Origin of the sequence: Caballeronia sp. SL2Y3, from assembly GCF_022879575.1 — a bacterium.
In the GTDB taxonomy this organism is placed as follows: domain Bacteria; phylum Pseudomonadota; class Gammaproteobacteria; order Burkholderiales; family Burkholderiaceae; genus Caballeronia.
Window position 1 is genome coordinate 535,783 of sequence record NZ_CP084263.1, and the last position, 24,845, is coordinate 560,627.

Annotated in this window: 22 protein-coding genes; 9 read left to right on the forward strand and 13 right to left on the reverse strand. The window is 64.6% G+C overall.

Annotated features, from left to right (window positions below):
- Nucleotides 1-98: 98 nt before the first annotated feature.
- Nucleotides 99-1,544 carry an NAD-dependent succinate-semialdehyde dehydrogenase gene (locus tag LDZ26_RS24815; RefSeq protein ID WP_175943797.1) on the forward strand — a complete coding sequence of 482 codons (1,446 nt, stop codon included), beginning with the start codon at nt 99-101 and terminating at the stop codon, nt 1,542-1,544.
- Nucleotides 1,545-1,648: 104 nt separating this feature from the next.
- On the opposite strand, the gene LDZ26_RS24820 is transcribed toward LDZ26_RS24815, so the two are convergent.
- Both LDZ26_RS24820 and LDZ26_RS24825 read right to left on the reverse strand, forming a co-directional pair.
- Nucleotides 1,649-2,578, reverse strand: a complete 930-nt coding sequence (locus tag LDZ26_RS24820; RefSeq protein ID WP_244851353.1) for a phosphatidate cytidylyltransferase — start codon at nt 2,576-2,578, stop codon at nt 1,649-1,651.
- A 3-nt stretch (nt 2,579-2,581) separates the two neighbouring features.
- Nucleotides 2,582-3,211 carry a lysophospholipid acyltransferase family protein gene (locus LDZ26_RS24825; RefSeq protein ID WP_244851354.1) on the reverse strand — a complete coding sequence of 210 codons (630 nt, stop codon included), beginning with the start codon at nt 3,209-3,211 and terminating at the stop codon, nt 2,582-2,584.
- Nucleotides 3,212-3,416: 205 nt separating this feature from the next.
- Between LDZ26_RS24825 and LDZ26_RS24830 the strand changes: the two genes are divergently transcribed.
- Complete coding sequence (locus tag LDZ26_RS24830; RefSeq protein ID WP_244851356.1) at nt 3,417-4,046, forward strand: CDP-alcohol phosphatidyltransferase family protein; 630 nt, start codon at nt 3,417-3,419, stop codon at nt 4,044-4,046.
- Here the strand turns inward: LDZ26_RS24830 and LDZ26_RS24835 are convergent.
- Together LDZ26_RS24835 and LDZ26_RS24840 are read right to left on the reverse strand one after the other, a co-directional pair.
- Nucleotides 4,039-5,013 carry a glycosyltransferase family 2 protein gene (locus LDZ26_RS24835; protein ID WP_244851358.1) on the reverse strand — a complete coding sequence of 325 codons (975 nt, stop codon included), beginning with the start codon at nt 5,011-5,013 and terminating at the stop codon, nt 4,039-4,041. The genes LDZ26_RS24830 and LDZ26_RS24835 overlap by 8 nt on opposite strands.
- A 265-nt stretch (nt 5,014-5,278) precedes the next feature.
- Nucleotides 5,279-5,503, reverse strand: a complete 225-nt coding sequence (locus LDZ26_RS24840; protein ID WP_175943806.1) for a hypothetical protein — start codon at nt 5,501-5,503, stop codon at nt 5,279-5,281.
- 139 nt (nt 5,504-5,642) lie between these two features.
- Between LDZ26_RS24840 and LDZ26_RS24845 the strand changes: the two genes are divergently transcribed.
- A complete protein-coding gene (locus LDZ26_RS24845) occupies nt 5,643-6,782 on the forward strand; it encodes a YhcG family protein (protein ID WP_244851360.1) in 1,140 nt (379 codons plus the stop codon).
- A gap of 99 nt (nt 6,783-6,881) precedes the next feature.
- Here the strand turns inward: LDZ26_RS24845 and LDZ26_RS24850 are convergent, their stop codons facing one another.
- Both LDZ26_RS24850 and LDZ26_RS24855 read right to left on the reverse strand, forming a co-directional pair.
- Nucleotides 6,882-8,573, reverse strand: a complete 1,692-nt coding sequence (locus tag LDZ26_RS24850) for a response regulator (protein ID WP_244851361.1) — start codon at nt 8,571-8,573, stop codon at nt 6,882-6,884.
- 4 nt (nt 8,574-8,577) lie between these two features.
- Complete coding sequence (locus LDZ26_RS24855) at nt 8,578-10,095, reverse strand: ATPase domain-containing protein (RefSeq protein WP_244851363.1); 1,518 nt, start codon at nt 10,093-10,095, stop codon at nt 8,578-8,580.
- A gap of 641 nt (nt 10,096-10,736) precedes the next feature.
- On the opposite strand from LDZ26_RS24855, the gene LDZ26_RS24860 reads away from it, so the two are divergent.
- Together LDZ26_RS24860 and LDZ26_RS24865 are read left to right on the forward strand one after the other, a co-directional pair.
- The gene (locus LDZ26_RS24860; RefSeq protein WP_244851365.1) at nt 10,737-12,449 is read left to right on the forward strand and encodes an IlvD/Edd family dehydratase; all 1,713 of its coding nucleotides are present in this window, start codon (nt 10,737-10,739) and stop codon (nt 12,447-12,449) included.
- A gap of 322 nt (nt 12,450-12,771) precedes the next feature.
- A complete protein-coding gene (locus LDZ26_RS24865) occupies nt 12,772-14,352 on the forward strand; it encodes a sodium:alanine symporter family protein (protein ID WP_244851366.1) in 1,581 nt (526 codons plus the stop codon).
- 18 nt (nt 14,353-14,370) lie between these two features.
- Here LDZ26_RS24865 and LDZ26_RS24870 read toward each other — a convergent pair whose 3' ends face one another.
- Nucleotides 14,371-14,763: a nuclear transport factor 2 family protein gene (locus tag LDZ26_RS24870; RefSeq protein ID WP_244851367.1), complete on the reverse strand. Its 393-nt coding sequence runs from the start codon at nt 14,761-14,763 to the stop codon at nt 14,371-14,373.
- Nucleotides 14,760-15,530, reverse strand: a complete 771-nt coding sequence (locus LDZ26_RS24875) for an SDR family NAD(P)-dependent oxidoreductase (protein WP_244851368.1) — start codon at nt 15,528-15,530, stop codon at nt 14,760-14,762. Before LDZ26_RS24875 ends, LDZ26_RS24870 begins: the two co-directional genes overlap by 4 nt.
- 199 nt (nt 15,531-15,729) lie before the next feature.
- Between LDZ26_RS24875 and LDZ26_RS24880 the strand changes: the two genes are divergently transcribed.
- Nucleotides 15,730-17,634: an ATP-binding protein gene (locus tag LDZ26_RS24880; protein WP_244851369.1), complete on the forward strand. Its 1,905-nt coding sequence runs from the start codon at nt 15,730-15,732 to the stop codon at nt 17,632-17,634.
- Nucleotides 17,635-17,904: 270 nt separating this feature from the next.
- Here LDZ26_RS24880 and LDZ26_RS24885 read toward each other — a convergent pair whose 3' ends face one another.
- The 3 genes from LDZ26_RS24885 to LDZ26_RS24895 all read right to left on the reverse strand — a co-directional run bounded on the left by LDZ26_RS24885 (nt 17,905) and on the right by LDZ26_RS24895 (nt 20,517).
- Nucleotides 17,905-19,302, reverse strand: coding sequence for a sensor domain-containing diguanylate cyclase (locus LDZ26_RS24885; RefSeq protein WP_244851371.1), 1,398 nt, complete (start codon nt 19,300-19,302; stop codon nt 17,905-17,907).
- A 126-nt stretch (nt 19,303-19,428) separates the two neighbouring features.
- Nucleotides 19,429-19,872 (reverse strand): hypothetical protein, encoded by a 444-nt coding sequence (locus LDZ26_RS24890; RefSeq protein WP_244851373.1) that lies wholly within the window; start codon nt 19,870-19,872, stop codon nt 19,429-19,431.
- Nucleotides 19,873-20,304: 432 nt separating this feature from the next.
- Complete coding sequence (locus LDZ26_RS24895) at nt 20,305-20,517, reverse strand: hypothetical protein (RefSeq protein ID WP_244851374.1); 213 nt, start codon at nt 20,515-20,517, stop codon at nt 20,305-20,307.
- Between the two features lie 844 nt (nt 20,518-21,361).
- On the opposite strand from LDZ26_RS24895, the gene LDZ26_RS24900 reads away from it, so the two are divergent.
- Entirely contained in the window at nt 21,362-21,589 is a 228-nt protein-coding gene (locus LDZ26_RS24900) for a hypothetical protein (RefSeq protein ID WP_244851376.1), read from the forward strand.
- A gap of 85 nt (nt 21,590-21,674) precedes the next feature.
- Here LDZ26_RS24900 and LDZ26_RS24905 read toward each other — a convergent pair whose 3' ends face one another.
- Both LDZ26_RS24905 and LDZ26_RS24910 read right to left on the reverse strand, forming a co-directional pair.
- Nucleotides 21,675-22,784 carry a patatin-like phospholipase family protein gene (locus LDZ26_RS24905; protein ID WP_244851377.1) on the reverse strand — a complete coding sequence of 370 codons (1,110 nt, stop codon included), beginning with the start codon at nt 22,782-22,784 and terminating at the stop codon, nt 21,675-21,677.
- 84 nt (nt 22,785-22,868) lie between these two features.
- Nucleotides 22,869-23,183 (reverse strand): DUF4148 domain-containing protein, encoded by a 315-nt coding sequence (locus tag LDZ26_RS24910; protein WP_244851787.1) that lies wholly within the window; start codon nt 23,181-23,183, stop codon nt 22,869-22,871.
- An 838-nt stretch (nt 23,184-24,021) separates the two neighbouring features.
- On the opposite strand from LDZ26_RS24910, the gene LDZ26_RS24915 reads away from it, so the two are divergent.
- The gene (locus LDZ26_RS24915; protein WP_244851378.1) at nt 24,022-24,267 is read left to right on the forward strand and encodes a flagellar transcriptional regulator FlhD; all 246 of its coding nucleotides are present in this window, start codon (nt 24,022-24,024) and stop codon (nt 24,265-24,267) included.
- 2 nt (nt 24,268-24,269) lie between these two features.
- A complete protein-coding gene (gene flhC / locus LDZ26_RS24920; RefSeq protein ID WP_244851379.1) occupies nt 24,270-24,842 on the forward strand; it encodes a flagellar transcriptional regulator FlhC in 573 nt (190 codons plus the stop codon).
- Nucleotides 24,843-24,845: the final 3 nt, after the last annotated feature.

Here is a 24,845-nt window from a genome sequence, read left to right on the forward strand (position 1 = left end):
GGCGCATGCGCCGAAGCGCCGCAGCGGCAATCGTCGTGCAATAGACGCCGCGCCGGAAACGCACCGGCGCGGACCATCTTTCCAGCAAGAGGTGCTCAATGACTGCAGGTACGTATCAGAACACGCGTCTTTATATCAACGGCGAATGGTGCGACGCGCAGGGCGGGGCCACGCTCGACGTGGTGAACCCGGCCACCGGCGAGAAAATCGGCACCGTCGCGCGCGCGGGCATTCCCGATCTGGATCGCGCCGTGGCCGCCGCGCAAGCGGGCTTCGCGACGTGGCGCAAGATGAGCGCGCTCGAACGCGCCTCGCTGATGCGCAAGGCCGCCGCGCTCGTGCGCGAACGCGCCGACAGCATCGCGCGCCTGATGACGATGGAGCAGGGCAAGCCGCTCGCCGAAGCGCGCATTGAAGTGAACTCGGCGGCGGACATCATCGAATGGTTCGCGGACGAAGGGCGCCGCGTCTACGGCCGGATCGTGCCGCCGCGCAACGTCAACGCGCAGCAGACGGTCGTGAAGGAGCCGGTCGGGCCGGTCGCCGCGTTCACGCCGTGGAACTTCCCGGTCAATCAGGTGGTGCGCAAGCTCTCGGCTGCGCTCACGACCGGCTGCTCGTTCATCGTGAAGGCGCCGGAAGAGACGCCGGCATCGCCCGCCGAACTCATCCGCGCGTTCGCCGACGCGGGCGTGCCCAACGGCGTGCTCGGACTCGTGTTCGGCGATCCGCCCGAAATCTCGAAGTACCTGATCGCGCATCCGGTCATCCGCAAGGTGACCTTCACCGGCTCGACGGCCGTCGGCAAGCAGCTCGCCGCGCTCGCCGGCCAGCACATGAAGCGCGCGACGATGGAACTCGGCGGCCACGCGCCGGTGATCGTCGCGGAAGACGCGGACGTCGAGCTTGCCGTGAAGGCGTCGGGCGCGGCGAAGTTCCGCAACGCGGGTCAGGTCTGCATCTCGCCGACGCGTTTTCTGGTTCACAACAGCCTGCGCGACGACTTCGCGAAGGCGCTGGTCAAGCACGCGGAAAGCCTTTCGGTCGGCGACGGCCTCGCCGAAGGCACGACGCTCGGGCCGCTTGCCAACGCGCGGCGCATCACCGCCATGGCGAGCGTCGTCGAGAACGCGCGTCAGGCCGGCGCGAAGATCGCGACGGGCGGCGAGCGCATCGGCTCGGCGGGCAACTTCTTCGCGCCGACCGTGTTGACCGACGTGCCCCTCGAAGCCGACGTGTTCAACAACGAGCCGTTCGGCCCGGTCGCGGCCATTCGCGGCTTCGATTCGCTGGAGGACGCCATCGCCGAGGCCAACCGCCTGCCGTACGGCCTGGCCGGCTACGCGTTCACGCGCTCGTTCAAGAACGTGCACTTGCTCACGAACCAGCTCGAAGTGGGCATGTTGTGGATCAACCAGCCCGCGACGCCGTGGCCGGAAATGCCGTTCGGCGGCGTGAAGGATTCGGGCTACGGCTCGGAAGGCGGACCCGAGGCGCTGGAGCCGTACCTCGTGTCGAAGTCGGTGACGGTGATGGCGGTCTGATCTCCGCTCTTTGCCCGCAATGACGCTTGGCGGCCCTGCGAGGGGCCGCTTCGCTTTTGGGCCGCTTCGCTTTTGGGCCGCTTCGCTTTTCGGCCGCTCAAGCGTCAAACGTAGAGGTATCGGACGAGATGAAAGAACACCGGCGCCGCGAAGCAGACTGAATCCACGCGATCCAGCATGCCGCCGTGCCCCGCGATCATCACGCCCCAGTCTTTCGCGCCCAGTGAGCGTTTGACCGCCGACAGCACCAGCCCGCCGACGAAGCCCGCGAGCACGATCGAAAGCGACATGGCAAACGCCGCGCCGAAGCCGAACGGCGTCACGCGATACAGCGCCGCGCCGCACAGCGTCGCGAGCAATCCGCCGCCGACGAAACCTTCCACGGTTTTCGAAGGCGACAGCACCGGCGCGATCTTGCGCCGCCCGAACAGCTTGCCGACGACATACTGCAAGACATCGCTGATCTGCACGACGAGCAGGAAGTAGAACAACAGCAGCGCGTTCTGCCCGCGATAACCGGGGATATCGAGCGTCAGCAGCGCGGGCGCGTGACTCAGCCCGTACACGCACACCATCAGCGCCCAGTTGATGCGCGCGTTGCGGCTCAGGAACTCGCGCGTGTCCTGCGTGAGCGCGGAGACGAGCGACATCGCGAAGAAGAGATGCACCGGCACGAAGATCGAATACATGCCGTACCAGTCGATGCCGAGCAGCACGTATTGCACCGGCACCGCGACGAAGAACGCGACGAAAAGCGTGGTGTGATCGCTCGGCGTGGTCGGCGTGAGCGTGATGAATTCGCGCAGCGCGAGATACGAAAGCAGTGCGAAGACGACGAAGGTGGCCTTGTCGCCGAGACCGATGGCCACGACCATCACCGCGATCATGCCCCACCAGGCACGGATGCGCTGGTTCAGGTTGATGATGGTCGCGCTTGTGCCCTTCGCTCGCGCGCCGAGCAGCGCGCCGATCAGCGTCGCGAAGGTCAGCGCGCCCACGACGCCCGCGACCAGATTCCAGAATGAAGTCGGCATAGCTTAATTTCGATGTGCTGATTGATAGAGCGCGATCACGGCGTCGCGCATCCGGGCGAGAAACGGCGCTTTCTCTTCGCCGTCGCGTAGTGTTTCGCTCGCGCCGACGTGCACCTTGCAGATGAGCGGGATCGGCCAGATAGCGCCTTTCGGCATGATTCGCTGAAGGTTCTCCAGATACACGGGCGTCAGCGCCACGTCCGGGAACGCGCTCGCCAGATGAAAGAGCCCGCTCTTGAACGCTTGCGGCAGCGCGTCGGCGCCGCGCGTGCCTTCGGGGAAAATGATGATCGAGTGGCCCTGCGCGAGCGCGTCGCGCACCGGATCGAGCGGATCGCCTTCCGACTCGCGGCGGCGGTCGATCAATACGGCGTTGAGCAGCTTGCCGGCGATATATCGCTTGATGCGCCCGGTGGCCCAGTAATCGCGAGCGGCGACAGGCCGCACGGCATCGCGCAGTTCGCGTGGCAGCGCAGCGAGGATCGCGAGCGTGTCGATATGGCTCGTGTGATTCGAGAAATAGAGCCTTTGCATGGCGGCCGGCGCGGCGCCATGCCATACCGGATACGCGCCCGCAATGAGCCGCACGAGCGCGAGCAGCAGGTCGCGCTGCCAGATATGCATGAGTTTCATCGGGTGAGAGGGCGAATGGTGACTGTCGGGCCGCTATTCCTTTCATATCGGCCCTTTGGATGCAATGCGCTTTGACGAGATTTGCCAGATATCGGCGATGCTGTGACAAACCTGCTCAATCGTTGAGCTTCGTCGTCCTTATCGTTTGACGTGTGCGGAAAGGGCCGCGATAGTAGCGCCTCTTTTCCGACATGCACCGCGTCTCATGAGCCTTTACGCACTCAAACCGCGCTTTCAGAATCTTCTGCGTCCGCTGACCGGCTGGCTCTTTCGCCACGGCGTGACTGCCAATCAGGTGACGTTGACCGCAGCGGGCGGATCAATTGCAGTGGGCGCGATCGCGGCGTTCGGCTCGCCGCGCCATTCCCTGTTTCTGCTGATTCCGCTCTGGCTATTCATGCGCATGGCGCTCAACGCCATCGACGGCATGCTGGCGCGCGAGCACGGCCAGAAGAGCGCGCTCGGCGCGTACCTGAACGAACTGGGCGATGTGGTCTCCGACGTCGCGCTCACGCTGCCGTTTCTCGCGGTGCCGGCGTTCTGCGCGGCCGATGTCTGGCTCTTCGCGCTCTTGGCGGTGATCGTCGAATGCGCGGGACTTGCCGGTCCGCTTGCGGGCGCGAGCCGGCGCTACGACGGACCGTTCGGCAAGAGCGACCGCGCCTTCGTGCTCGGCGCGTTCGCGCTCTGGGTCGGCGCGGGCGGCGCAGTCGGCGCGGCCGGCGTGGGACTGTGGCGCGTCTTGATCGTCTTGTCGCTCGTGACGGCGATCCGGCGCGTGCGTGCGGGCGTCGCGGAGGCGAATCGCGCACGCGCCACAAGCGCTGTCAGTTGAAGCGCCGCACGAAGCGATAGAAGATGCGCGGATGGATCTTCAGAAGACACATGGCGACCGATAACTTGGGCCGCTTGTCCGCGTAGATCTTGCCGACATGCGTGAAGCGCAGCTTGCTCGCCACGCTGTCGAGGATCGGGGCGGCCGTCGCGTAATCGGGCGCGAGGCGCGCGGCCTCGAACGCGATGTTCCGGTAGGCATACACGTACTTGAGCCGGAAAAAGAGCTTGCTGCCATTGTCGATGGGCAGCCCCCGCGTGTCGCGCTCGACGCGATCCATGATTTCGAACAGGTCCACGATACGCGGATTGAAGCGCACCGAAAGCCCGTTGCCGCGCTTCACGTAGAAGTACAGTTCGTCGGGAATCAGCCGCACCACGCGCGCGCGCGAAAGCGCCTGCACGCAGACGAGAATGTCTTCGTAGATGAGCCCGGCCGGATGCTCGACGGAGGCGAACAGCTCGCGCTTGAAGAGCTTGTTCCAGCAATACGCTTGCAAGCTCAGGTCCATGATGCGGCCCACGGCCTGAAGTCCGGTGATGGTCTCGTCGCCGGTCTTGACGCGATAGACCTCGCGTCCCTGCGGGTCGATGCACTTCGCCGCGAAGATCACCACGTCCGCGCCGTGCTGGTCGGCTTCGCGGCACACTACTTCCACGGCGTTCGGCGCGACGAAATCGTCGCTGTCCACGCACAGCACGTACTCGCCGCTCGCGTGACTCACCGCGATGCGCCGGGTCTCGGCAATGCCGACATTCTTTTCGTTGCGCACGACTTTCCACGGAATGACGTCCTGCGCTTCGAGCAGCGCACGCGCGACTTCGCCGGAGCGGTCGGGACTGCAATCGTCGACGGCGATGATTTCGAAGTCGGTGCGCGTCTGCGCGAGGATCGAGCGGACGCATTCCGCGATGCATCCTTCTACGTCGTACATCGGCAGAAGAATGCTGACTTTCGGTGTAGGCATGCAGGCTCTCACGGTTGGCCGGGGGAAGGGCGGTATGGAGCACCGTCGATAAAGCGGCCTCGCGATGAAACGGCGGTGGACCGCCGTCGAGACTAACGTGCCGAATCGCGCCGGATTGTGCGGCAGCGCACATAGAAGGCGATGCGCCGGCTGGGTGCCTTTCGCTGTGCGAATCCTGGCAAACGAAAGGCATCGCTCGAAATGCGCGCGTCGATCCGGACGAGACTGCGAAGACGCCGCACGAACCGAACGTGAGCCGCGCGGTTCAGCTAATGAATACGAGCTGGTCTTCGTGCGCCGCCGAGTGCCGGTACCAGCACACGCGCCCCGCGCGCACGTCGAGCAACACCTGATCGAGGCCCGCTATTTCGATGCCGTCCGTCCGGCATCCGTCGATAGCCGGCGCCGCGCGATTCATCCGCGCGAGCTCCCGCTTGAGCTCCATCAGACGCTTGATGGCGCCTTGCCTTGAGGTGAAATATCGAGTCATTGACCGCCGAACGCTGATCCGCCTGAAGGGCCACAGCGTAGGGCGATTCATCGGACAATAATGTGCGCTCGGCGACACACGCGCGTATGCGACACTTTGCTTGAACGCGCTGAACTCGCAGGGGAAAGGAACAACGACGATGAACGAAGTGATGCTGCCCGACGACGACTACGACGCGACGCTCGGCGACGTGCTGGCGTTGCTCGAACAGGGCCGTCAGGCGGCAGCGCGCAGCATCAACGCGCTGATGACGGCGACGTACTGGCGCATCGGCCACCGGATCGTCGAATTCGAGCAGGGCGGCGCGGGCCGCGCGGCGTACGGCCAGGCGCTGTTGCAGCGGCTCTCGGCCGATCTGACGAAGCGCTTCGGGCGCGGCTTCGGCGTCGACAATCTGGAACTGATGCGGCTCTTTTACCAGTCGTACGCCAGCGCCGGGATTTCCGAATCGCCGGTTCGGAAATCGGCGGCGTCCGCGTCCGCGGGCAAATCCGAACCGGCGATTCGGATTTCGACGCTCGCGCAACTGGCCGAACGGTTCCCGCTTTCATGGACGCATTACGTCCACCTGATGCGGCGCACGCGTTCCGACGACGAACGGCGTTTCTACGAAGCCGAAGCGCTGCGCGGCGGCTGGAGCGTGCGGCAACTGGACAGGCAGATCGGCAGTCAGTTCTATTCGCGCACGCTGATGTCGCGCGACAAGCGGGCGATGCTGGACAAAGGCGCCATCGCCGAGAGCCGCGACATCGTGACGCCCGAGGAAGCCATCAAGGACCCGTACGTGCTCGAATTTCTCGACCTGAAGGACGAGTACTCGGAGAGCCAGCTCGAGGACGCCCTGATTCATCGGCTCGAAGACTTTCTGCTGGAACTGGGCGGCGACTTCACGTTCGTCGGGCGGCAGCGGCGCCTGCGCATCGGCGATAGCTGGTATCGCGTGGACCTGCTGTTTTTTCACCGGCGGCTGCGGTGTCTTGTCATCATCGATCTGAAGCTGACCGAGCTCAATCACGCCGATGTCGGGCAGATGCACATGTACTGCAATTACGCGAAAGAACACTGGATGCTGCCGGGCGAGAACCCGCCGGTGGGCCTGATCCTGTGCGCGCGGACCAATGCGGCGGTCGCGAAATACGCGCTCGACGGCCTGCCGAACAAGGTGCTCGCCGCCGAATATCACATGATGCTGCCGGACGAGGCGGTGCTCGCCGAAGAACTGGCGCGCGTGCGACGAGAGCTGGAGGCGGGGCGGCTCGCCGAAGGCGGCGAAGCGTAGTCCTCACAGGCCCGCGCTGCCGCGCGCCGGCGGCAAGGGCGCACCGGCGCACGACGTGCTGCCGATCCAACGGGTGCGACGCGAGACCACCGCGCCGTGTCACGCCTTCTCGGCGCTTTTCAGCGCGAGACGCACGGCGCGCGCAAGGTCTTCGAGCTGGAACGGCTTGCGAAGCGCGGTAAAGCGCCGGTCGGTGATGGTCGTGACGTCGACATCCGCATAGCCGGTCGCGAGGATGACCGGCAGGTCGGGGCGCGATTCGCGGGCGCTCGCGAGCACCTGTATGCCGTTCATGCCCGGCATCGCGTAATCGACCATCATCACGTCCGGGTTGTCGGCATCGAGACGCGCGAGGCCGCTCGGTCCGTCCTGCGCCTGCGTGACGTGATAGCCGAGCGCTTCGAGACAATCGACGATCATCGTGCGCACGTCTTCGTCGTCCTCGATGACGAGGATGCGGCACGGCGTCGCCGTATCGTCGCGCGGGTCCGCGCCTAAGGCTCCTTCGGACGGATCCTGCGCGCCGAACGGCAGCCACATCTGCACGGTGGTGCCCTTGCCCACTTCGCTTTCGATGCGCGCGACGCCGCCCGCCTGCCGCGCAATGCCGTACACCTGACTGAGACCCAGGCCGGTTCCCTTGCCGACCGGCTTGGTCGTGAAGAAGGGATCGAATACGCGCGAGAGCACGCCCGGCTCGATGCCCGAGCCGGAATCGGTCACGCTGATGACGACGTAACGGCCAGGCGCGAGCGCTCCGTCGACGCTCGGCCGTTCTTCGGCGTGAATCGCCAGGCGGCCGCCGTTCGGCATCGCGTCGCGCGCGTTGATCGCGAGATTGAGTATCGCCAGTTCGAGCTGGTTCGCGTCGGCTTGCGTCCAGAGATCGTCGGAAGTGGTGGTGATGGACAGCGCGATGGTCGAGCCGAGCGAGATCGAAATGATGTCGCGGATGCCGTGCAGCAGCGCGGCCACGTTCACCGCTTTCAAGTCCAGATTGCTGGTGCGCGAAAACGTCAGCAACTGCGCCGTCAGCTTCGCGCCCCGCTCGGTCGCGCGCTTGGTGGTCGCGGCCATCTTGAGCACGCGCTCGTCCTTGCTGATGCGCGCGAGCAGTTCCGCGTTGGCCATGATTACGTTCAGCAGGTTGTTGAAGTCGTGCGCGATGCCGCCGGTCAACTGCCCGAGCGCTTCCATCTTCTGCGACTGCACGAGCACGGCCTGCACCTTGGCGCGCTCGTGGATCTCGCGCATCAGGCGGTTGTTCGCCGACGCGAGTTCGTGCGTGCGTTCCGCGATGCGGCTTTCGAGCGATTCGTTGAGCCGTTCGAGCGCTTCCTGCGCCTTGACCCGGTCGATGAGATGCTGCTCGGACTCGGCGAGGTGCCTGCGCGCATCGTACTGCCGGGCGCGCGCCCGCAGCGACGACGCCACAGCGCGGCGCAAGGTCTCGGAGTTCAGCGGCCGTTCGAGCACCAGCACATTGCCGAGCCGCTCCAGCATCTCGATGCTCTTCGCGGAACGCCTGCCCGGCATCCGCCCGGACAGCAGCACGATCGGGAAATCCGACCATGCGGGCTGCTGTTCGATCCACGCGGCAAGCGCCATTGCGCCGTCGTCCAGCAGCGATTCTTCGGTGACGATGACGACGGCAGCGCCGCGGTCCAGCTCCGTCACGAGCGCGCGCGAGTTGGCGCAGACGAAGCACTCCCGGCCCTCCGTCTTGAGGACATCGACGATGACCTCGGCGTCGCGGCCGAAAGGCGCAACGATGAGTACCCGACGTTCCATCGCGTTATTCCCGTGGCGAGGCCGGCCCGCCCTGCGAAGGCGCGAGCATGGCGGTATCGCCCCGGTAAGTCGGCAGGCCGCTCAGAACGCCCTCGAAATCGCGCAGCGCCTCGCCCACGTTCAAGCCGTTCCTGTCGAGCCGGAACTGCCGGATCGAGCGCTCGTGGCCGTTGGTGCGGCTCTTGACGGCGGTCACGGCGGTGAGCACTTCGCCCTGACGTTCGAAATAGCGAAAGAGCAGCACGACGTCGCTGAGATAGCTGATATCGATATCGCTCTGTATTTCGCCGATGATCCCGTGCTGCCCCAGCACCAGCATGGTGATGACGCCGCGCTGGTTCAGATACGTGAGCAGCTCGTGCATCTGCAGCAGCAGATAACGCTCGCCGGGCATGGCCTGCAGATACGCGTTCAGGCTGTCGATGGCGACGAAGCGCGCGCCGTCCTGCTCCACGCTCCTGCGCACGTCGCTCGTGAATTCGCCGGGCGAAATTTCGGCGGGATCGATCTGGCGCAGCGTCAGCAGGCCGCTGTCGAGGTGCGGTCTCAGGTCGATGCCGAGGCTCGTCGAGCGGTGCAGGAGCGTGGCGAGCGTCTCGTCGAAGAGATAGTAGACGCATGGCTGTCCGCGTTCGAGCGCGGCGAGCAGGCACGAGGCGACCGTCGTCGTCTTGCCGACGCCGGAGGGACCCACGATCAACGTGTTGGTGCCGGGCACGAGGCCGCCGCCCATGAGCGCATCCAGCTCACGCGTTCCCGTGCTGAGCCAATCCGACGAAAACTCCGCGTGATGCTCGGCCGCGACGAGACGCGGATACACCTCGATGCCGCCTGTCTTCAGCGTCATGTCGTGAAAACCTTCGCGGAAACGAATGCCGCGCATTTTCGCGATTCGTATGCGCCGGCGCTCGCCGCCGTAGTCGTGCACGAGGTTGTCGAGGCTGACGACGCCGTGCGCGATGCTGTGAAGTTGCAAGTCGCCGGTCTCGGACGTGTTGTCGTCGAGCAGCAGGACGGTGCAGGCGCGCGTGGCGAAATAGCGCTTGAGCGCCAGAATCTGGCGGCGATAGCGCAGCGAATTCTGCGACAACAAGCGCAACTCAGACAGGCTGTCGAAGACGAGGCGGGCGGGCTTGAGTTCATCGACTTTGGCGATCACGTTGCGCACGGTCTCGCCGAGTTCGACTTCGGCGGGATGCAGCACGGTCTGCTCGTAGGCGGGATCGAGTCCTTCGTCCGACAATAGTTCGATGATGGTGAAGCGGCCTGTGTCCCAGCCGTGGCTTTCGGCGACGGCGACCAGTTCGTCGCGCGTCTCGGACAACGTGATGTAGAGCCCCGGCTCGCCGACCTCGGCGCCCTTGAGTAAAAACTGCAAGGCGAGGGTGGTTTTACCTGCGCCCGGTGCGCCTTCGACCAGATACATGCGATGCGGCGTGAGGCCGCCGCCCAGAATATCGTCGATTCCCTCGATCCCGGATTGAATGCGCCCCCGTTGTGGCGTCAAGATGTTGTCTGGCATGTGATTGCTTCTGATGATCGACGAGATGGGCGATGTCCGCTACTGGAACTGCAAGAAGCAAGCCGGCTCGCAGTTGTCGTGCGGCAGGCGGACGGCGGAGGCGGTCGTGCGGTTCGTGCCGAGTGTTGCCGCGCAGGACGGCTACCTCGGGCATTCGTTCGATGGTCGGCGAAGGCTACCACATCGATGCGAGGGGTGCGGCGGCTTTCGGAACGCAGCAGGGAGACCGCCGCGTTTCGCTTGCATGCCGCTCTTCGTCAAATCGCAGATGCATGGCCGCGCGACGAGCGAGCGACAGAGCGCGATCCCCGATGGTTTTATCGAGCCAAGGGGCTCGGAGGACGTGGTGATAGTGGGCGTGGAAGGTGCTCCAGGGCGGTTTATTAACGGAGCGCCACGGACTGATTGCGAAGTGGCCACTCTACTAGTGCTGTGGGCCAAAAAAGCTGCTTTCTTTGGTTACTTTCTTTGCATGGGACCAGAGTACGGCGCTGAAGCGCCTACTCTGGTCGACAGCCAAGAAAGTGACCCCCGCCCCGGGGAGGGGCAACGCAAATAGACCGACACGACAACAAGTTCCATAGAATCACAATGCAACCGCCCCAACAGCAGACAGAAAGAAACCGGAGACACCCAACCAAATGCCAGAAAAAAAGACTGAAGGCCTGTCCAAAGGCCTGACCAACTACGGTGACCGTGGCTTCGCCCTCTACCTGCGCCGCTCCTTCGCCCGCTCGATGGGCTACACGTCGAACATGCTGACAAAGCCGATCGTCGGCATCGCATCGAGCGGATCGGGCTTCAACAATTGCCATCGCGGCATGCCGGAGCTGGTCGAAGCGGTCAAGCGCGGCGTGCTCGCAGCGGGCGGTCTGCCAATCGACTTTCCGACCATCTCGCTCGGCGAAGTCTTCCTCAATCCGACCTCGATGATGTTCCGCAATCTCATGAGCATGGACGTCGAGGAAATGTTGCGCGCGCAGCCGATGGACTCCGTGGTACTGATCGGCGGCTGCGACAAGACCGTGCCCGCGCAACTGATGGGCGCCGCCGCCGCCGATATCCCCGCCGTGCAACTCGTCGTCGGACCGATGATGACGGGCCGTCATCAGGGCGAGCGCCTCGGCGCGTGCACCGACTGCCGCCGCTTCTGGGGCAAGTTCCGCGCAGGCGAAATCGGCGAGCAGGAGATCGATGAGATCGAAGGGCGGCTCGCGACCACCGCCGGCACCTGCGCCGTGATGGGCACGGCGAGCACCATGGCGTGCATCGCGGAGACGCTCGGCATGTCGCTGCCGGGCACCGCCGCGATTCCCGCAGTCCATGCCGACCGCATTCGCGCCGCCGAAGCGAGCGGCGCGCGCGCCGTGCAGCTGATTCGCGCGCCGCTGCGCCCGAGCCAGATCATCACGGAGAAGTCCGTTGAAAACGCGCTGCGCGTGCTGCTGGCCATCGGCGGGTCGACCAACGCGATCATTCACTTGACCGCCGTCGCGGGGAGGCTCGGCATTCCGGTGTCGCTCGAACGGCTGAACGTCCTCTCCGACGACACGCCGGTGCTCGTCAACCTGAAGCCGACCGGCGAGCACTACATGGAAGACTTCTTCGCTGCCGGCGGCATGACGGCGGTGCTGCGCGAACTCGCGCCGAAGCTGCATCTCGACGCGATGACCGTCACCGGCGAAACGCTCGGCGAGCGCATCGCGGCCGAGCGCGAGGCGTGGGTCGATCATCGCATCGTGCGCGAGCTTTCGGACCCCGTCGAACCGCAAGGCGGGCTCGTCGCGTTGTTCGGCTCGCTCGCGCCGCGCGGCGCGATCCTCAAGCGTTCCGCCGCCGACAAGTCGCTCTTCGAGAAAGAGGGCCGCGCCGTGGTCTTCGATTCGCTCGAAGACCTGGCCGCGCGCATCGACGATCCCGCGCTCGACGTCGAGGCCGACGACATTCTCGTGCTGCAAAACGCCGGTCCCGCGAGCGGCACGGGCATGCCCGAAGCGGGCTATCTGCCGATTCCGAAGAAGCTCGCGCAAAAAGGCGTGAAGGACATGCTGCGCATTTCGGATGCGCGCATGAGCGGCACGGCGTATGGAACCATCGTGCTGCATGTCACGCCGGAAGCCGCGCTCGCGGGGCCCATCGGGCTCGTGCGCAACGGCGACCGCATCCGGCTTTCCGTGCGCGAAAGGCGTATCGACCTGCTCGTCGATGAAGCCGAACTCGCGCGCCGCGCAGCCGATGTCAAGCCGCCGAAGCGCGTGCTGCGCGGCTATCAGAAGCTGTATCAGGAGCATGTGTTGCAGGCCGATGCGGGCTGTGACTTCGATTTCCTCCAGGCAGTATCGAAGGATTCCTGAAGGGTTCTCGCGCCGGCCGAAACGGCGGCGACTTTCGCCGCAAGGCGGGCTGGCGCGAAGGCGCGCACTCCGACGCGTCCCACCGACTGACCAAGCGCACGAACCCGAGGCCGCCATCGCCGCGCCGCGCAGACGGCGCGCGCAGTCCTCTTCGCGATGCGCCCGAAGCGCGGGCAGCCGGCACCGTATAATGGCCGCCCGCCACGGCGGGCGCACGTGCGCACGCACCTGCGACAGCGCCTGATCCCAGCGAATCCGGTTCAATCAATCGATCTGCTGCCCTGAACAGCTCGAAGCAACAGAAAACAGAAGGAAAGCCCGCGTGGAAGACCTTTTCCAATCCGTCAACGCGTTCTTTGCGTTCATCGCGCCCATTTCCGATTTTCTTTGGGATTTTCCGACCAACTTCGCGGCCTATTCGCGCATTCCGGTGCTCGGCCGGTTTCCGTTCGCGATTCTGCTGCTGGTCGGCGTAGGCATCCACTTCAGCATCCGCACGCGCTTCGTTCAAACGATGAACATGGGCAAGATCGTGCGCATCATGCAGCGCAGGCAGTCGTCCAGAACGGGCGTGAGCGCGATGGCTTCATTCATGCTCGGACTGGCGATGCGCGCCGGGCCGGGCAACATCGTCGGCATTACGGGCGCCATTTCGGTCGGCGGTCCCGGCGCGCTGTTCTGGATGTGGGTCGCCGCCTTCTTCGGCATGGCGACGGCCTTCATGGAATCCGTGCTCGCCCAGTTGTTCAAGGAGAAGAACGGCGACGAGTTCGTCGGCGGCTTGCCGTTCTACGGGCGGCGCGTGCTCGGCGGACGGCGCATCGTGGGCACGTTCTTGTCGCTCGTGTTCATCGTCTATGCCTTATTCAACGTGCCGCCGCAAACGTTCAACGTGTTCACGGCGATGGGCACCATTGCCGATACTGTCGCCGGCGTTCATCTCGCGCGGCAATCCACGGCGTACTACGGCATCGCGGCGACGCTCGTGATCGCGTGCGCGTTCATCATCATGGGCGGCATCAGGCGCGTCACGGCTTATACGGACGTGCTGGTGCCGATCAAGGCCGCGCTCTTTTGCGCGATGTCGCTCGTCATCATCCTGATCAATCTGCCGCTCGTGCCTTACTTCTTTCACGAGGTCGTCGTGGGCGCGTTCGCGCCGCACGCGCTCTTCGGCGGCGCGATCGGCACGGCGCTCGCGCAGGGCGTGAAGCGCGGCCTCATGTCCAACGAGGCGGGGCAGGGCACCATTACGATGGCGGCGGCCATCGCCGACAACGCGCATCCGTGCGAACAAGGCTTCGTGCAAAGCCTCGGCGTGTTCTTCGACACGATGGTGATCTGCACGATGACCGGCTTTATCGTCGTGATGGCGCATGTGTGGACCGGAACCGTCGACGGTCAGGCATGGGAAACCGTGCGCGCCTCGAAGATCACGGTCTATCTCGCTTCGGTGCAGGCCCTCGTGCCGCTCTGGGCCGCGCATGCGATCAAGATCGTCATGTGCGTGTGCTACGGGCTTTTCGCTTTCACCACGCTGCTCGGCATGATCTCGTTTGCCGAGATCTCGGCGAACTTCATCTCGCGCAGCCGCGCGTTCATTACCGGCATTCGCGTGGTCGGCTCGCTGGTATTCGTGCCGTTCGGCGCATTGACGGTGCTGGCCGGGCTCGAACTGCCGAACCTCTGGGCGCTTTCGGACCTGATGAATTTCGTGATGGTGCTGCTCAACGTGCCGATCGTTCTGCTCGGACAAAGGCTCGTCTATAAGGCGCTCGCGCACTATCGCGCGACGGGCGGCGGCGCGTTCGTATCGGAGGAGATCGGAGTGAAAACGGCCTGCTGGTCCGGCGATGCGCGTCGCGCCGCGCCGGTTCACGAACGCGAGACCGTCGACGCGTAAGCCGCGTGGGTGCATCGCTCAGGCCGGATTTTGCCGCAGCAGTTCGGTCACCATCGCGCTATCGAGATACGCGCGCACCTCGACGATCGACCCTTCCTCGAAACGGCACACCCAGCAGTAGCGATTGTCGAAGTGCATGCCGTTCGCCGCACGCACATCCGAATGCAGTTCGACGGCGGCCGTATCGCCATCGACGAGCGCGTGCGTGACCGTCAGCTTCGCGCCATCGGGCAGCGCCTTCGCGAGACGCGCGAACGTATGTTCGAGGAACGACTTCTTGCCGCGATAGCGGCCCGCGAGCGGATGCGTGCCCATCACCGTCCAGTCCACGTCATCGGCGACGTGCGCGAAGAACGCGTCGGTGTCGTCCCTGAGCTTCTCGAAAAGCGCGAGCACGTCGTCCTTCTTCATGCGCCGCCCCATTGCATCGACAAGCCGCCGTCGATGGTCCATGTCTGTCCGGTCACGTAGTCGCCGTCGTCGGATGCGAGAAAGAGCGCGAGACGCGCGATCTCTTCCGGCTGCCCCGGACGATGCCACGGAATCACCGACATCGACTTTTCGCGAGCGTCCGCGTCGTTTAGGCGCTCTTGCGTCATCGGCGTCTGGATGAGTCCGGGCGCGATGTTGTTCACGTTGATCTTGTCGTCGGCGACTTCGCGCGACAGGCTGCGCGTGAGCGAGCCGAGCGCGGCCTTGGCCATGCCGTACGGCGCGCTTTCCGGCGTCGGCAAATGCTGCGCGACCGACGAAATGGTGACGATGCGTCCGCCGCCGCCCGCCTCGCGCCGCAGCTTCACGAACTCGCGGCAGCAGTAGAGCGGCCCGAACAGATCGGTGCGGATGACGGTTTCCAGTTGGGCGTCGTCGAGCTCGGCCACTTCCGCGCCGCCCGCGCCCACGCCTGCGTTGTTCACCAGAATGTCGAGGCGCCCCAACTGCGCCGTCACTTCGCTGAACATGCGCTTGACGCACGCGGGGTCGCCCACGTCGCCTGGCAGCACGACCGCACGTCGGCCGAAGGAGGCGATCTTCGCTGCCGTCTGGTCGGCGCCCGCGCGGTCGGTGTGATAGATGACCGCGACGTCCGCGCCTTGTTCCGCGAAAAGCGTCGCGATGGCCTGACCGATGCCCGAGTCGCTTCCCGTGACAAGCGCCGTTTTCCCTTGCAGTTTCATGTGTACCTCTTGCGGGCGGATGAGACGATGACTGGACGCCAGCAAACCGCGTACGCGCGCGCGGCGAGCGTCGCTTGCGCTGCGGGAATCTCAGCGCATGCATGGGCTTCGCCGGCCTCGAAAAGATTCGCATTACGCAAAGATAGGAGGAATGCATAATGCAGGCGAAAGGTTCAACCAGACAGACGAGTTGCCGACCATGATTGTTCGAATCGCGCAGTATCCGCCGGGCAAGCGCCTGCTGTTCGGGATCGCGTCCACCGCCGCTATTCTGGTGGCGCAGCAGGTTCTCACCTTGGTGGCCCACGGGCGGCTGACATTTCTTCTCATCAGCGCGTCGCTTCCTTTGCTCACGGTGCTGTTCGGCGGCTGGTCGGGTGTGATCCTTCTGGCCGTCGGCACGGCGTACGGCGCATTGTGGATGAAGCCTGTCGGCAGACTGGGTGTCGAGGCGCACGGCGACCAGATCGTGCTGCTGGCTTTCGTCGTGGTCGGCGCACTTCTCGTCGCCTCGGGCCAGCAGTTAGCCAAGGTCGCGCGACGGGCGGGCAGGGCAGAAGCCGCTTCGCAGGAGACGGCCGAGCGCCTGTTGCAGCTCGAACGCGATGCGCGGCACCGGTTCGACGTGGCGCTCAATAGCGCGGGCGTGCCGTTCTTCATCCTCACGCCGGTCGTGCATAACGGCCGCGTGACCGAACTTCGGTGGGACTACCTCAACGATGCGGCCGCGCACTTGTTCAATCGGGCGACGGCGGTGGTCATCGGCACTTCCACGACGTACGTGCGTCCGCACGGTTGGGACGCCGACGTGCTCCTGAAGCGGCTCGCGCCGTTGGCGGAAGGCGAGGGCCGCGATGCCTTCGACATACGCGTTCACGGAGAGCACGGCGAGCAGTGGTTCCACGTCGTGGCCGCTTCGCTCGACGGATCGGTGGTCGCCTGGTTCGGCGACGTGACGCCGCGCGTGCGCGCCGAGCAGGCCCTTTCCGAAGCAGACCGGCGCAAGGACGAATTCCTTGCCACGCTTGCTCACGAGTTGCGCAACCCGCTGGCTCCCATCCGGCAGGTCGCCGAGATTCTGGAACAGCCTCACCTGACCGACGAGCGCCGCAAGTGGTGCATCACGGTGCTGCGCCGACAGTCGGCCGCCATGGCGCTCTTGCTGGACGACCTGCTCGACGTGTCGCGCATCACGCGCGGCGCGCTGACGCTTCGCAAGGAACCCGTGGCGCTGAGGGATGTCGTCGAGGACGCCGTGGACACCGCACGGCCGATGCTGGAGGGCAAAGGGCATGAGCTTGTCGTCAAGCTGCCATCGCGGCCGTTGCACATCGAGGCGGACCGCCTTCGAATCGCGCAGGTATTGGCCAATCTGTTGACGAACGCCGCGAAATACACGCCTTCCGGCGGGCGCATCGAACTGACGGCGAAGGCAGACGACGCCGAGATCGTGCTGTCGGTCGCGGACAACGGCATCGGTATCGATCCCGACAAGCTGTCGGCCATCTTCTCGATGTTCTCGCAAGTGCATCGCGATCATCATCGGCAGGGCGGCCTCGGCATCGGACTCGCGCTGTCGAAATCGCTGATCGAACTGCACGGAGGCAGGCTGACCGCAACGAGCGCCGGCAAGGATCAGGGAAGCTGCTTCTCCGTTCATCTTCCGGCGCAGTGCCGCGTCGTGCCGCCGCCCGCACCGGCGCGCGACATGCCCGCCGTTGCCGCCGAGATCGAGAAGCATCGCATTCTCGTCGTGGATGACAACGTCGATGCGGCCGACGCGCTCACCGCGCTCCTCGAACTCGAAGGACACGAAGTGCGGACCGTCTACTCCGGCGAGGAGGCGGTCGACATACTGAGCCACTACACGCCCGAAGTGATCTTGCTCGACCTCGGCTTGCCGGGCATGAGCGGGATCGAGGTTGCACAATGCATCAGGTCGAGACCGTCGACGACGAACGTCACGCTCATCGCGATCACCGGATGGGGGCAGCCCCAGGACCGCGCGCGCACCGCGGACGCCGGCTTCGACTATCACTTCACGAAGCCGGTGGATGTGGCGCAGCTCAATCTCGCGATCGAGAGCGCCGTCACCGCGGGTTAGTAGAACGTGTCTTCGCGCCGGAGAGGGACTGTCAGTGTCGAAGGGCGGGAAGCATCGACGAAGATGCCGCGCCGAGATTCGGCAGCAGGCTGTTTAGAAAGCGCATTCGTCGCGCTGGAAGATCTCGCAGCGCGGGAGCGGCTTGCGGACGCGTGATGCCGGGCGCATGAGCCCCAGGGAGCGGTTATGCGCGAGTAGGCTCCGGCGTGTCGTTCGATGAATCGACGGATCGCGACGGTTCCTCAGAGATCGCCAGAAGGCGCGTCCCGCTCAGGACGCCGAAGTCTGTCGAACGAGGCTGCCACTCGGCTTATCGAGACGTGCGCTGGCGACGCGGTTCCTGCCGCCTGCCTTCGCCGCGTACAGCGCCGCGTCGGCAGCTTCGAGCAGCGCCTTCGCCGTCTGCCGCGAGGCGGCGTCCCGGCACGCGTGACCGACGGAGATAGTGACCACTGCGCCCGCCCTCGGCGCGGGCAACGCTGCCTGCTCGACGGCTGCGCGGAGCTTCTCGGCGACCGCGAGACTCGCCGCCGCGTCGCAAGCCGGCAGCACCACGACGAATTCCTCGCCGCCGTATCGGGCAACGAAGCCGCCGGTGCGCGTCAGCGTCGCGGTCAGCGCGTGAGCGACGTTCCTCAGGCAATCATCGCCGGCCAGGTGCCCGAATGTGTCGTTGTACGCCTTGAAGTTGTCGACGTCGATCAGCAGCACGCAAAGCGAATAGCCGGACGAGGCGGCGAGCGTGTGCTCGTGGCTGTACCGCTCGTCGAAATAGGCGCGGTTGAAAACGCCCGTCAGCCCGTCGCGCGCGGAACTCTCGATCAGCTTCACATGCGCATCGGTGAGCTTGCGGTACAGCCCGCTTGTCTCGTAGATCAGCATCCCGAGAACCGCGCTGGACGACAACATCGAGGCGACCCGGGCCGCGTACCAGCCGACGCTGTAGCGCGCGCCGGCAGACAGCGTGAGCGTCACGTCGATCAGCGCCGCCAGCAACGCGACGGCGAGCCACAGGTCCATCAGCGAGCGCAGCCGGGTGGTCGAGACATGCAGGCCGAGCGCCGCGAGACACGTTGCCTCGACGATCAAAGCAGCGGGACTGCTCGACAGGCCCGAATACGAGCCGCCCGACGCCACCACGACCGGCAAGATGTCTTTACCCATGATGGCCAGCGCCGCGCAAGCGAAGGCGAGCGCGAGCGCGCCGAAGAGAGCCACGTGTCCCGGCGCGCGATTGCGCCCGCTCGGCGCGCAGGAGCGCGCAGCCAGCGACACGGTGACGAGGGCAGGAAAGCCGCCATGCCAGAAGACCCAGATCCAGACGGCCGTTTGCGCACCGGCGCCCAGCAGGCCGCCCGGCGAAAAAACGCCGGGAAAGACGAGCAACTGGACGGCCGCAATCAGGCTGACGAACGCGTACGCACCGCTGAGCGTCGCGAACAGAAGACGCCCGGAGATGCGGTACTGCGTCCACAGCAGAAAGGCGGTGAGACCTTCCGTTAAGGTGACCCAGGTCGCGAAGATCGGCAGAAAGGGAACGACGACCGGGCCGGGCTGCCTGGCGTACGGCCATACCATGAAAGCGCCGACGAGTGCGATGGCGGCGGTCACGGCCGCTGCGAGGCGGTCCTTCGACGTCGATGGCAGATGAATGAGCGATGTTTGCACTGCGAATCCTCGGTGTGGCCGGCATCGACGCCGAGCGACAATCGGAATACGGCAATTGTCGGCAGTTCTTGAGTTCATGCTCTTGCACAGCAGAACGTTTGGACGTCGGCAGCCGCTTGTTCGTGATCAGAAGTCTCCCGGGGCCACTTGAAAGCATGCAAGGCCTTCGGATCGCCACATATCGACCACTCGCTGCCGGTCATCGTAGACGCACAAGACGCTTTCGCGCGGGATGGAGCCGTTGTGCAGCCATCCGCGCTTGAGCCGGTCGTCGGCCTGCCGGTCTCCGGCGCGACGCATCAGCAGCGTGTCGATGTGCTGCATCCCCACGTGCAGATCCAGCCACGCTTCCGTCTCGGCGCGCACCTCGTCGCTGCGGCCCGACGCGATCCAGATGCGATGCCGGACCGCGTGCGTATGCAGGGTTTCGATCACCGGCACGTTCGGGAGATCGTCGCCACATGCGGCGAAGAAAGCCGGCCAGTTGCGCCGTTTTCCGCTGATGTGGTGGACCCGGTGTTGAATCAGCCCGATGGTCCCGTCGAGGTCGAAAAGCACAATGTCGCGCATGAGACACCTCCGCTTTCGGAGAAGCAGAGATCGTGCGTGGTCGGAAGACGTGTGGCTCGCGGCGTGGAAGGCGACTGTCGCGGCATGGAGCGACGCGTCGGCGCGGCGGGCGGGTACGGTCGCCCGAGCTGCGCGAGCGCGCGGAGGCGGCTCGCCATCGGAAGCTGGGCGATGCTCGGTGCGCGCGGGGGAATTGGTGATGTCGAACGATAGCGGTCTGTCGACCGCGGGCGGCGCAGCCTTTGATGCCGCTAGCCGACCGATGCAAAGCATCGACACTTCGCGGCACGCGTCGGCGCGGAACTGCGCGCGTGCGGCCAGCCGCGCTGACCGATGAACCGAGCACGGCGGGCGAGACCATCGCCCGTTGCCGATACCTCAACGCTTCATGCGAGCGCCGCGGAGGCGAAGCGGCAAGCTGCCGTCAGCCGATCAATACGTCTGCTTGTGCTTGTGATGGCGGTGCTTCAGATGAAGCGTCGAGTGTTTTCCCGTGGGGCCCGCAGGCGTGCCGGTTTCGCCGTTGCCGTTCGGCGTGCCGACGCCGACACCGCCGCGGCCAGCGCCGTTACCGCCGGGTATGCCGCCGGCATTGCCCTGAGCGAGCGCAGCGGTGGATAGGCCCCATGCGAGGGCAGTCGTCACTATGCACTTCATTGCAATGTTCATCGCTTGTATTGTCCTTGGTTGGCCGGCTCTAACCGCATGGCATCACGCGGTGTCCGATTTGTCGCGGCGGTAGAGCCTCGCAATCGACGGTCCCACTGATGGGCGAAACCGCGACGAGCCGTATTAGAACGAAGATTTATGACGGCGCCGCGAAAATCCGACGACTGCGCGGGCGCGTCCGGTCACGCAGTTGCCGCTGCGTGCGTCATAAACAACGGGTGCTCACGTCCGGGCGCCGGCCGCCGACCTTATCGGCAGCGAACGGAAAAGCATTCGGCCGGGAAGACAGCGTTTTCACCGCTTTTTCATCGGATACTCACTGTCCGATGACGCATACACTGCTTTCCATGGCGAGCAATCAAGCGCCATGAATCGCGAAACGAACGTACCGAGCGAACCGGCCTACCCTTAACTTACCGGATGCAGCGGTTGTCGCAGTAGCGGTTCAGAGTCGCGCAGTACTAAGGGAGCAGTCTCGAGGCGCAAGCCGTTAAGGCAGTCGTTGTTTCCATCGCAATACCGTCGTAACCACAAGCCCCGGCCATCGAACGTTGGTCGGGGCTTTGTCTTTTCGCGCAGCATTCGGAACCCGCTTCCAATCATCTATCTTAAGAGCTCATTGCAGATACGTTACTGTTTGTTAAAACCGGTGCGATCGAGGCGACGGTTTATTATTCTTCTCACGGTTTGACAAAGGTTAGACGGCGGCCGCAAACGGTCTTCCGCTGGCCCTTATTACAAAGACGTTCAGGCAGTGAACGGCACGGCTTCTTCGAGGACAAGCCGTGGACTGACTGGACCGAACCTGAGAGAGACGAACATGATCATCTATCACCGCGGCGCGGCCTTCGAGCCGCGTATCACCCAGGCCGGCAACGGCTTCGTGGCCTCTGTCGCAGTGCTCGAAGAAGACGGCCACGCCACATCGCTGGGAAAGCTAGGGATGTTCGCCAACGAAGAGGGCGCCATCAACTTCGCCGTCCGGTGCGCGACCGCTTTCCTAGAGGGCGACGAGATGCCGCTGCCGCCGTTTCGGGTGCACGCGTAAGGCGTCATCTCAGCCGGCGAGCGGACGAACGCCTTGGCGTTTCGGCAAATCGCGCTTGTCGAATCGTCGATGTAGTGACGCGGCTTCAGTCGCGCTTATCGATACCGGCGAGCGCTGCTTGCGCTGCCTCTCGCCCGTGAGCCCAGTGCGTTTCGATCGCCGCTGCGGTGAACTGTCCGTCCTTGAAGTGCGATTCGCGCTGGGAAAACGCGTAATCGACCGGGACGATGCGGACCGGCCGCGCGCCGGCAAGCGCCGCTGCATTCATCAGTTCCGGATCGGATTGACGTTGCGCCGCCGGGATACATTCGAGCGCATGGGCGAGAAGGGCCCTCAGGCGCTGCGATTCGTCGAACGCCCGATGGAAGGCAGCCGCGCGACTGCCATGCTCGATGTTCTTCTGCCGGATCTCGGCGTCGGTCAGATTGTCCGGCACCGGGCCCTCCGGCGTCCATAAGTCCGCACGGAAGATGACCGTCTCGACCTCCGCAGGCGCCGTATCGACGATACGTTGCAGCGGCGCGGCCGATACGAGGGAGCCGTCCCAGTACCACGCGTCGCCGATCTGCACGGCTGCGAACCACGGGGGCAGCGAGCCTGACGCGACGATCATCGGTGCTTCTAGACCGTCACTGCGATTGTCGAAGTAATGCGGCTCGCCGGTCGCGACGTTCGCAGCGATGACACTGACATGCGTCGCGCTGCGCTTGAGCGCGTCGAAATCGCAGAGGCTCGCGAGCGTCTGGTAGAGCGGGCGCATATCCATGATGCTCGCGAGTTCGGGCGCTTTGCTGCCGGTCGTCCAGGGCACCGCAAGACGTCGGGTGAAGAAACCCGGCAGGCCCGCGCTGATCGCGTAACTCTGGTCGGCTTCGGCGAGCATGCGGCGAAAGTCGTCGTTCGCGAATGCCAGCCCTCCGATCAACGACGCCATCCGGTCGCGCAGCGTCGTGCCCGGAACCGACACGCGATGGTAGAACTGCCTCAGCCGATCGATGCGATTCTCCGGCGCGTTGCCGAAGAAGATCGCGGCGTTGATGGCGCCGATCGACGATCCGCAGCACGCGTCGATCTCGATGTTCGCGTCGTGCAATGCCTCCAGAACGCCCGCCTGAAAGGCGCCGATCGCGCCGCCGCCTTGCAGCGCGAGCGCGATGCGTGGGCGCTTGTCTACGCCGTTGTCTTGTTGCGCCATACGTTCTCCAGTTCCCGCGGCGCTTTGGATTCCCCGCGAGCATGTGCTCTTATGGAATTGCGACGCCGCGTCGGGCGGCCGTCGTCACTGCGCCAGAACGGGCGGGCATTCCGTCTGGAACCAATAGTCGACGAGGCGTTGAGCCTGCTGCAAATCGTAGGGGTAGTAAGGATCGTCGTAGAAGGGAGACGGGTCGTAGCCGGCCTTGCGCAACGCCCCGAGTTCCACTTGATGCTGTGCCATCGTCGTCGGGCCCGCGTTCTTCCTGAGCGCGGCCAGATCGCGGCATTCCGTGTCCGTGAGATGCCGGCCCGGAGGAGGCATGCTGCCCGCGACGCACCCGGCAAGCAGGAGAAGCGCAGCCGATGCTAACGAAGTCTTTATCCGAATCTCGCGCATGATGCTCATTCGACCGGCTGGTCGCCGTGCTCCGGTTGAAAGTTCTCTAGGGAATGCGTGGCCGCGTGAGCCCGTTTGTCTTCTTTATAGCGTGGCGCGAAAGGCGCTCGGCGGGGCGTTGCACCGCCTGCTTCATGGTTCGCGCCCGGCCTTCGCTGGTCCGGCATGGTCGTCTCCCTATGGTCCGACAACGGGTGAGCAAGCACCGTTCCGTTAGGCAAGCCGCGCTCCGGTCTAAGCGCGCTAGGGCAGCGATGATGATCGTCGCTCGCGGATTCCCATGAGACGGAGATCGATTCACACGACTAGCGGCACATTCGACCGTATGACAACTTCTCGGCCCTGCAGTCGTCGGCGGCTTCGGTTTTCGGTCGAGCGTTTTCCGGGCGAGGACTCTGAACCCGCTGCAAGCACATTGTTACGAGTAGCGTAAGCGGTGGTAACACTGTCGTGTAATAGCCGCGGTAAAACCGTAACGACGCAAATATTGCCGATGACTGCGTAGTCGCAGTTATTAGAATAAAACGCTATATAGACGCAAGTGAATCGAAGTTGTGACGCGCGACTCGGCAACGCATCGAATTTCATACGATTAGCGAAGCGTCGAGCCCGAGGCAAATCCTCAGCAGATAACGTTTGCAACCGAGAAACGGCCCTTCGCGAACGTTTGCCACTGTAACTTTTTGTTGCAGATCGCTGCGAATAGCCAGACAATTGCTTGGCGCTGTGAGTCACGGCGCCCCAAGACGCTCAACACGGTCACAGTTACCTCGGTACGCCAGCCATGACACACGCCAGCCCAGACCTTTCGTCCATCCGCGAGTTGAACCTGTCTTACTTGACGCTCGCGCGGCGTGTGTTGGCCTCCGACCGGGAAGCTGCGCAGGCGCATCTCGGCCTGTCGGCGGAAATCGCCGATACGCTTCTGAACCTCTCGCCGGCGCAAACCGACAAGCTCGCTTCGTCGTCGCAACTGTTGTGTTTCTTCCGCATGAGCGCGGACGAAATGCTCGGTGGCCTCGCGAGCCGCAGTATCGATGCGCCGGTCTCGGCCCTGTCCACCGCAGCTCTCATCGCCGCCTGACCATGAGCACGACCACGACCTCCAAGAGCCTCGCCGATGAAGCCGCACAGGTTCTGCGCGCTATCACGCTCATCAAGCTCGGCGCGCGTATGCAGGTGCTGGAATCGGAATTCCCGAAGCTCTCGCGCGATCGTCTGATTCGTCTTTATCGGGAAGTGAAGGGCGCTTCGCCGCCAAAGGGCATGCTGCCGTTCTCGGAAGACTGGTACCTGACGTGGGGGCCGAACATCCACGCATCGATGTTCGCCAACGTCTATGCGTTTCTCGAGCAAAACAGCACCAACCTCGACCGCGTCGATCTGTTGAGCCGCGCGTACGCGCTGTACGCCGAGCACTTCACGCTCAACGGCGAAGCACTGCAGATGGACCTGACGCGCGCCTGGACGTTCGTGCGCTTCAAGGAAGCCGGGATCTTGCGCCTCGCGGGCTGCACGCGCTGCCGAGGCAAGTTCGTCGCGCACGCGCACGAACCGACGCACGGCATGGTCTGCGGCATCTGTCAGCCGCCGTCGCGCGCAGGCAAGACAAAGGCGAAGGCCGCGCGCGCGCAAAGCGCGGCGTTGCAGGCAGCTTGACGC

Excerpts from the sequence above, each read along its gene's own strand:
- LDZ26_RS24860 (WP_244851365.1), top strand. The coding sequence starts at position 10,737 with ATGCCAGAAAAAAAGACTGAAGGCCTGTCCAAAGGCCTGACCAACTAC.
- LDZ26_RS24850 (WP_244851361.1), bottom strand. The coding sequence starts at position 8,573 with ATGGAACGTCGGGTACTCATCGTTGCGCCTTTCGGCCGCGACGCCGAG.
- flhC (WP_244851379.1), top strand. The coding sequence starts at position 24,270 with ATGAGCACGACCACGACCTCCAAGAGCCTCGCCGATGAAGCCGCACAG.
- LDZ26_RS24905 (WP_244851377.1), bottom strand. The coding sequence starts at position 22,784 with ATGGCGCAACAAGACAACGGCGTAGACAAGCGCCCACGCATCGCGCTC.
- LDZ26_RS24835 (WP_244851358.1), bottom strand. The coding sequence starts at position 5,013 with ATGCCTACACCGAAAGTCAGCATTCTTCTGCCGATGTACGACGTAGAA.
- LDZ26_RS24855 (WP_244851363.1), bottom strand. The coding sequence starts at position 10,095 with ATGCCAGACAACATCTTGACGCCACAACGGGGGCGCATTCAATCCGGG.
- LDZ26_RS24840 (WP_175943806.1), bottom strand. The coding sequence starts at position 5,503 with ATGACTCGATATTTCACCTCAAGGCAAGGCGCCATCAAGCGTCTGATG.
- LDZ26_RS24825 (WP_244851354.1), bottom strand. The coding sequence starts at position 3,211 with ATGAAACTCATGCATATCTGGCAGCGCGACCTGCTGCTCGCGCTCGTG.
- LDZ26_RS24820 (WP_244851353.1), bottom strand. The coding sequence starts at position 2,578 with ATGCCGACTTCATTCTGGAATCTGGTCGCGGGCGTCGTGGGCGCGCTG.
- LDZ26_RS24830 (WP_244851356.1), top strand. The coding sequence starts at position 3,417 with ATGAGCCTTTACGCACTCAAACCGCGCTTTCAGAATCTTCTGCGTCCG.
- LDZ26_RS24875 (WP_244851368.1), bottom strand. The coding sequence starts at position 15,530 with ATGAAACTGCAAGGGAAAACGGCGCTTGTCACGGGAAGCGACTCGGGC.
- LDZ26_RS24845 (WP_244851360.1), top strand. The coding sequence starts at position 5,643 with ATGAACGAAGTGATGCTGCCCGACGACGACTACGACGCGACGCTCGGC.
- LDZ26_RS24900 (WP_244851376.1), top strand. The coding sequence starts at position 21,362 with ATGATCATCTATCACCGCGGCGCGGCCTTCGAGCCGCGTATCACCCAG.
- LDZ26_RS24880 (WP_244851369.1), top strand. The coding sequence starts at position 15,730 with ATGATTGTTCGAATCGCGCAGTATCCGCCGGGCAAGCGCCTGCTGTTC.
- LDZ26_RS24870 (WP_244851367.1), bottom strand. The coding sequence starts at position 14,763 with ATGAAGAAGGACGACGTGCTCGCGCTTTTCGAGAAGCTCAGGGACGAC.
- LDZ26_RS24910 (WP_244851787.1), bottom strand. The coding sequence starts at position 23,183 with ATGCGCGAGATTCGGATAAAGACTTCGTTAGCATCGGCTGCGCTTCTC.
- LDZ26_RS24890 (WP_244851373.1), bottom strand. The coding sequence starts at position 19,872 with ATGCGCGACATTGTGCTTTTCGACCTCGACGGGACCATCGGGCTGATT.
- LDZ26_RS24815 (WP_175943797.1), top strand. The coding sequence starts at position 99 with ATGACTGCAGGTACGTATCAGAACACGCGTCTTTATATCAACGGCGAA.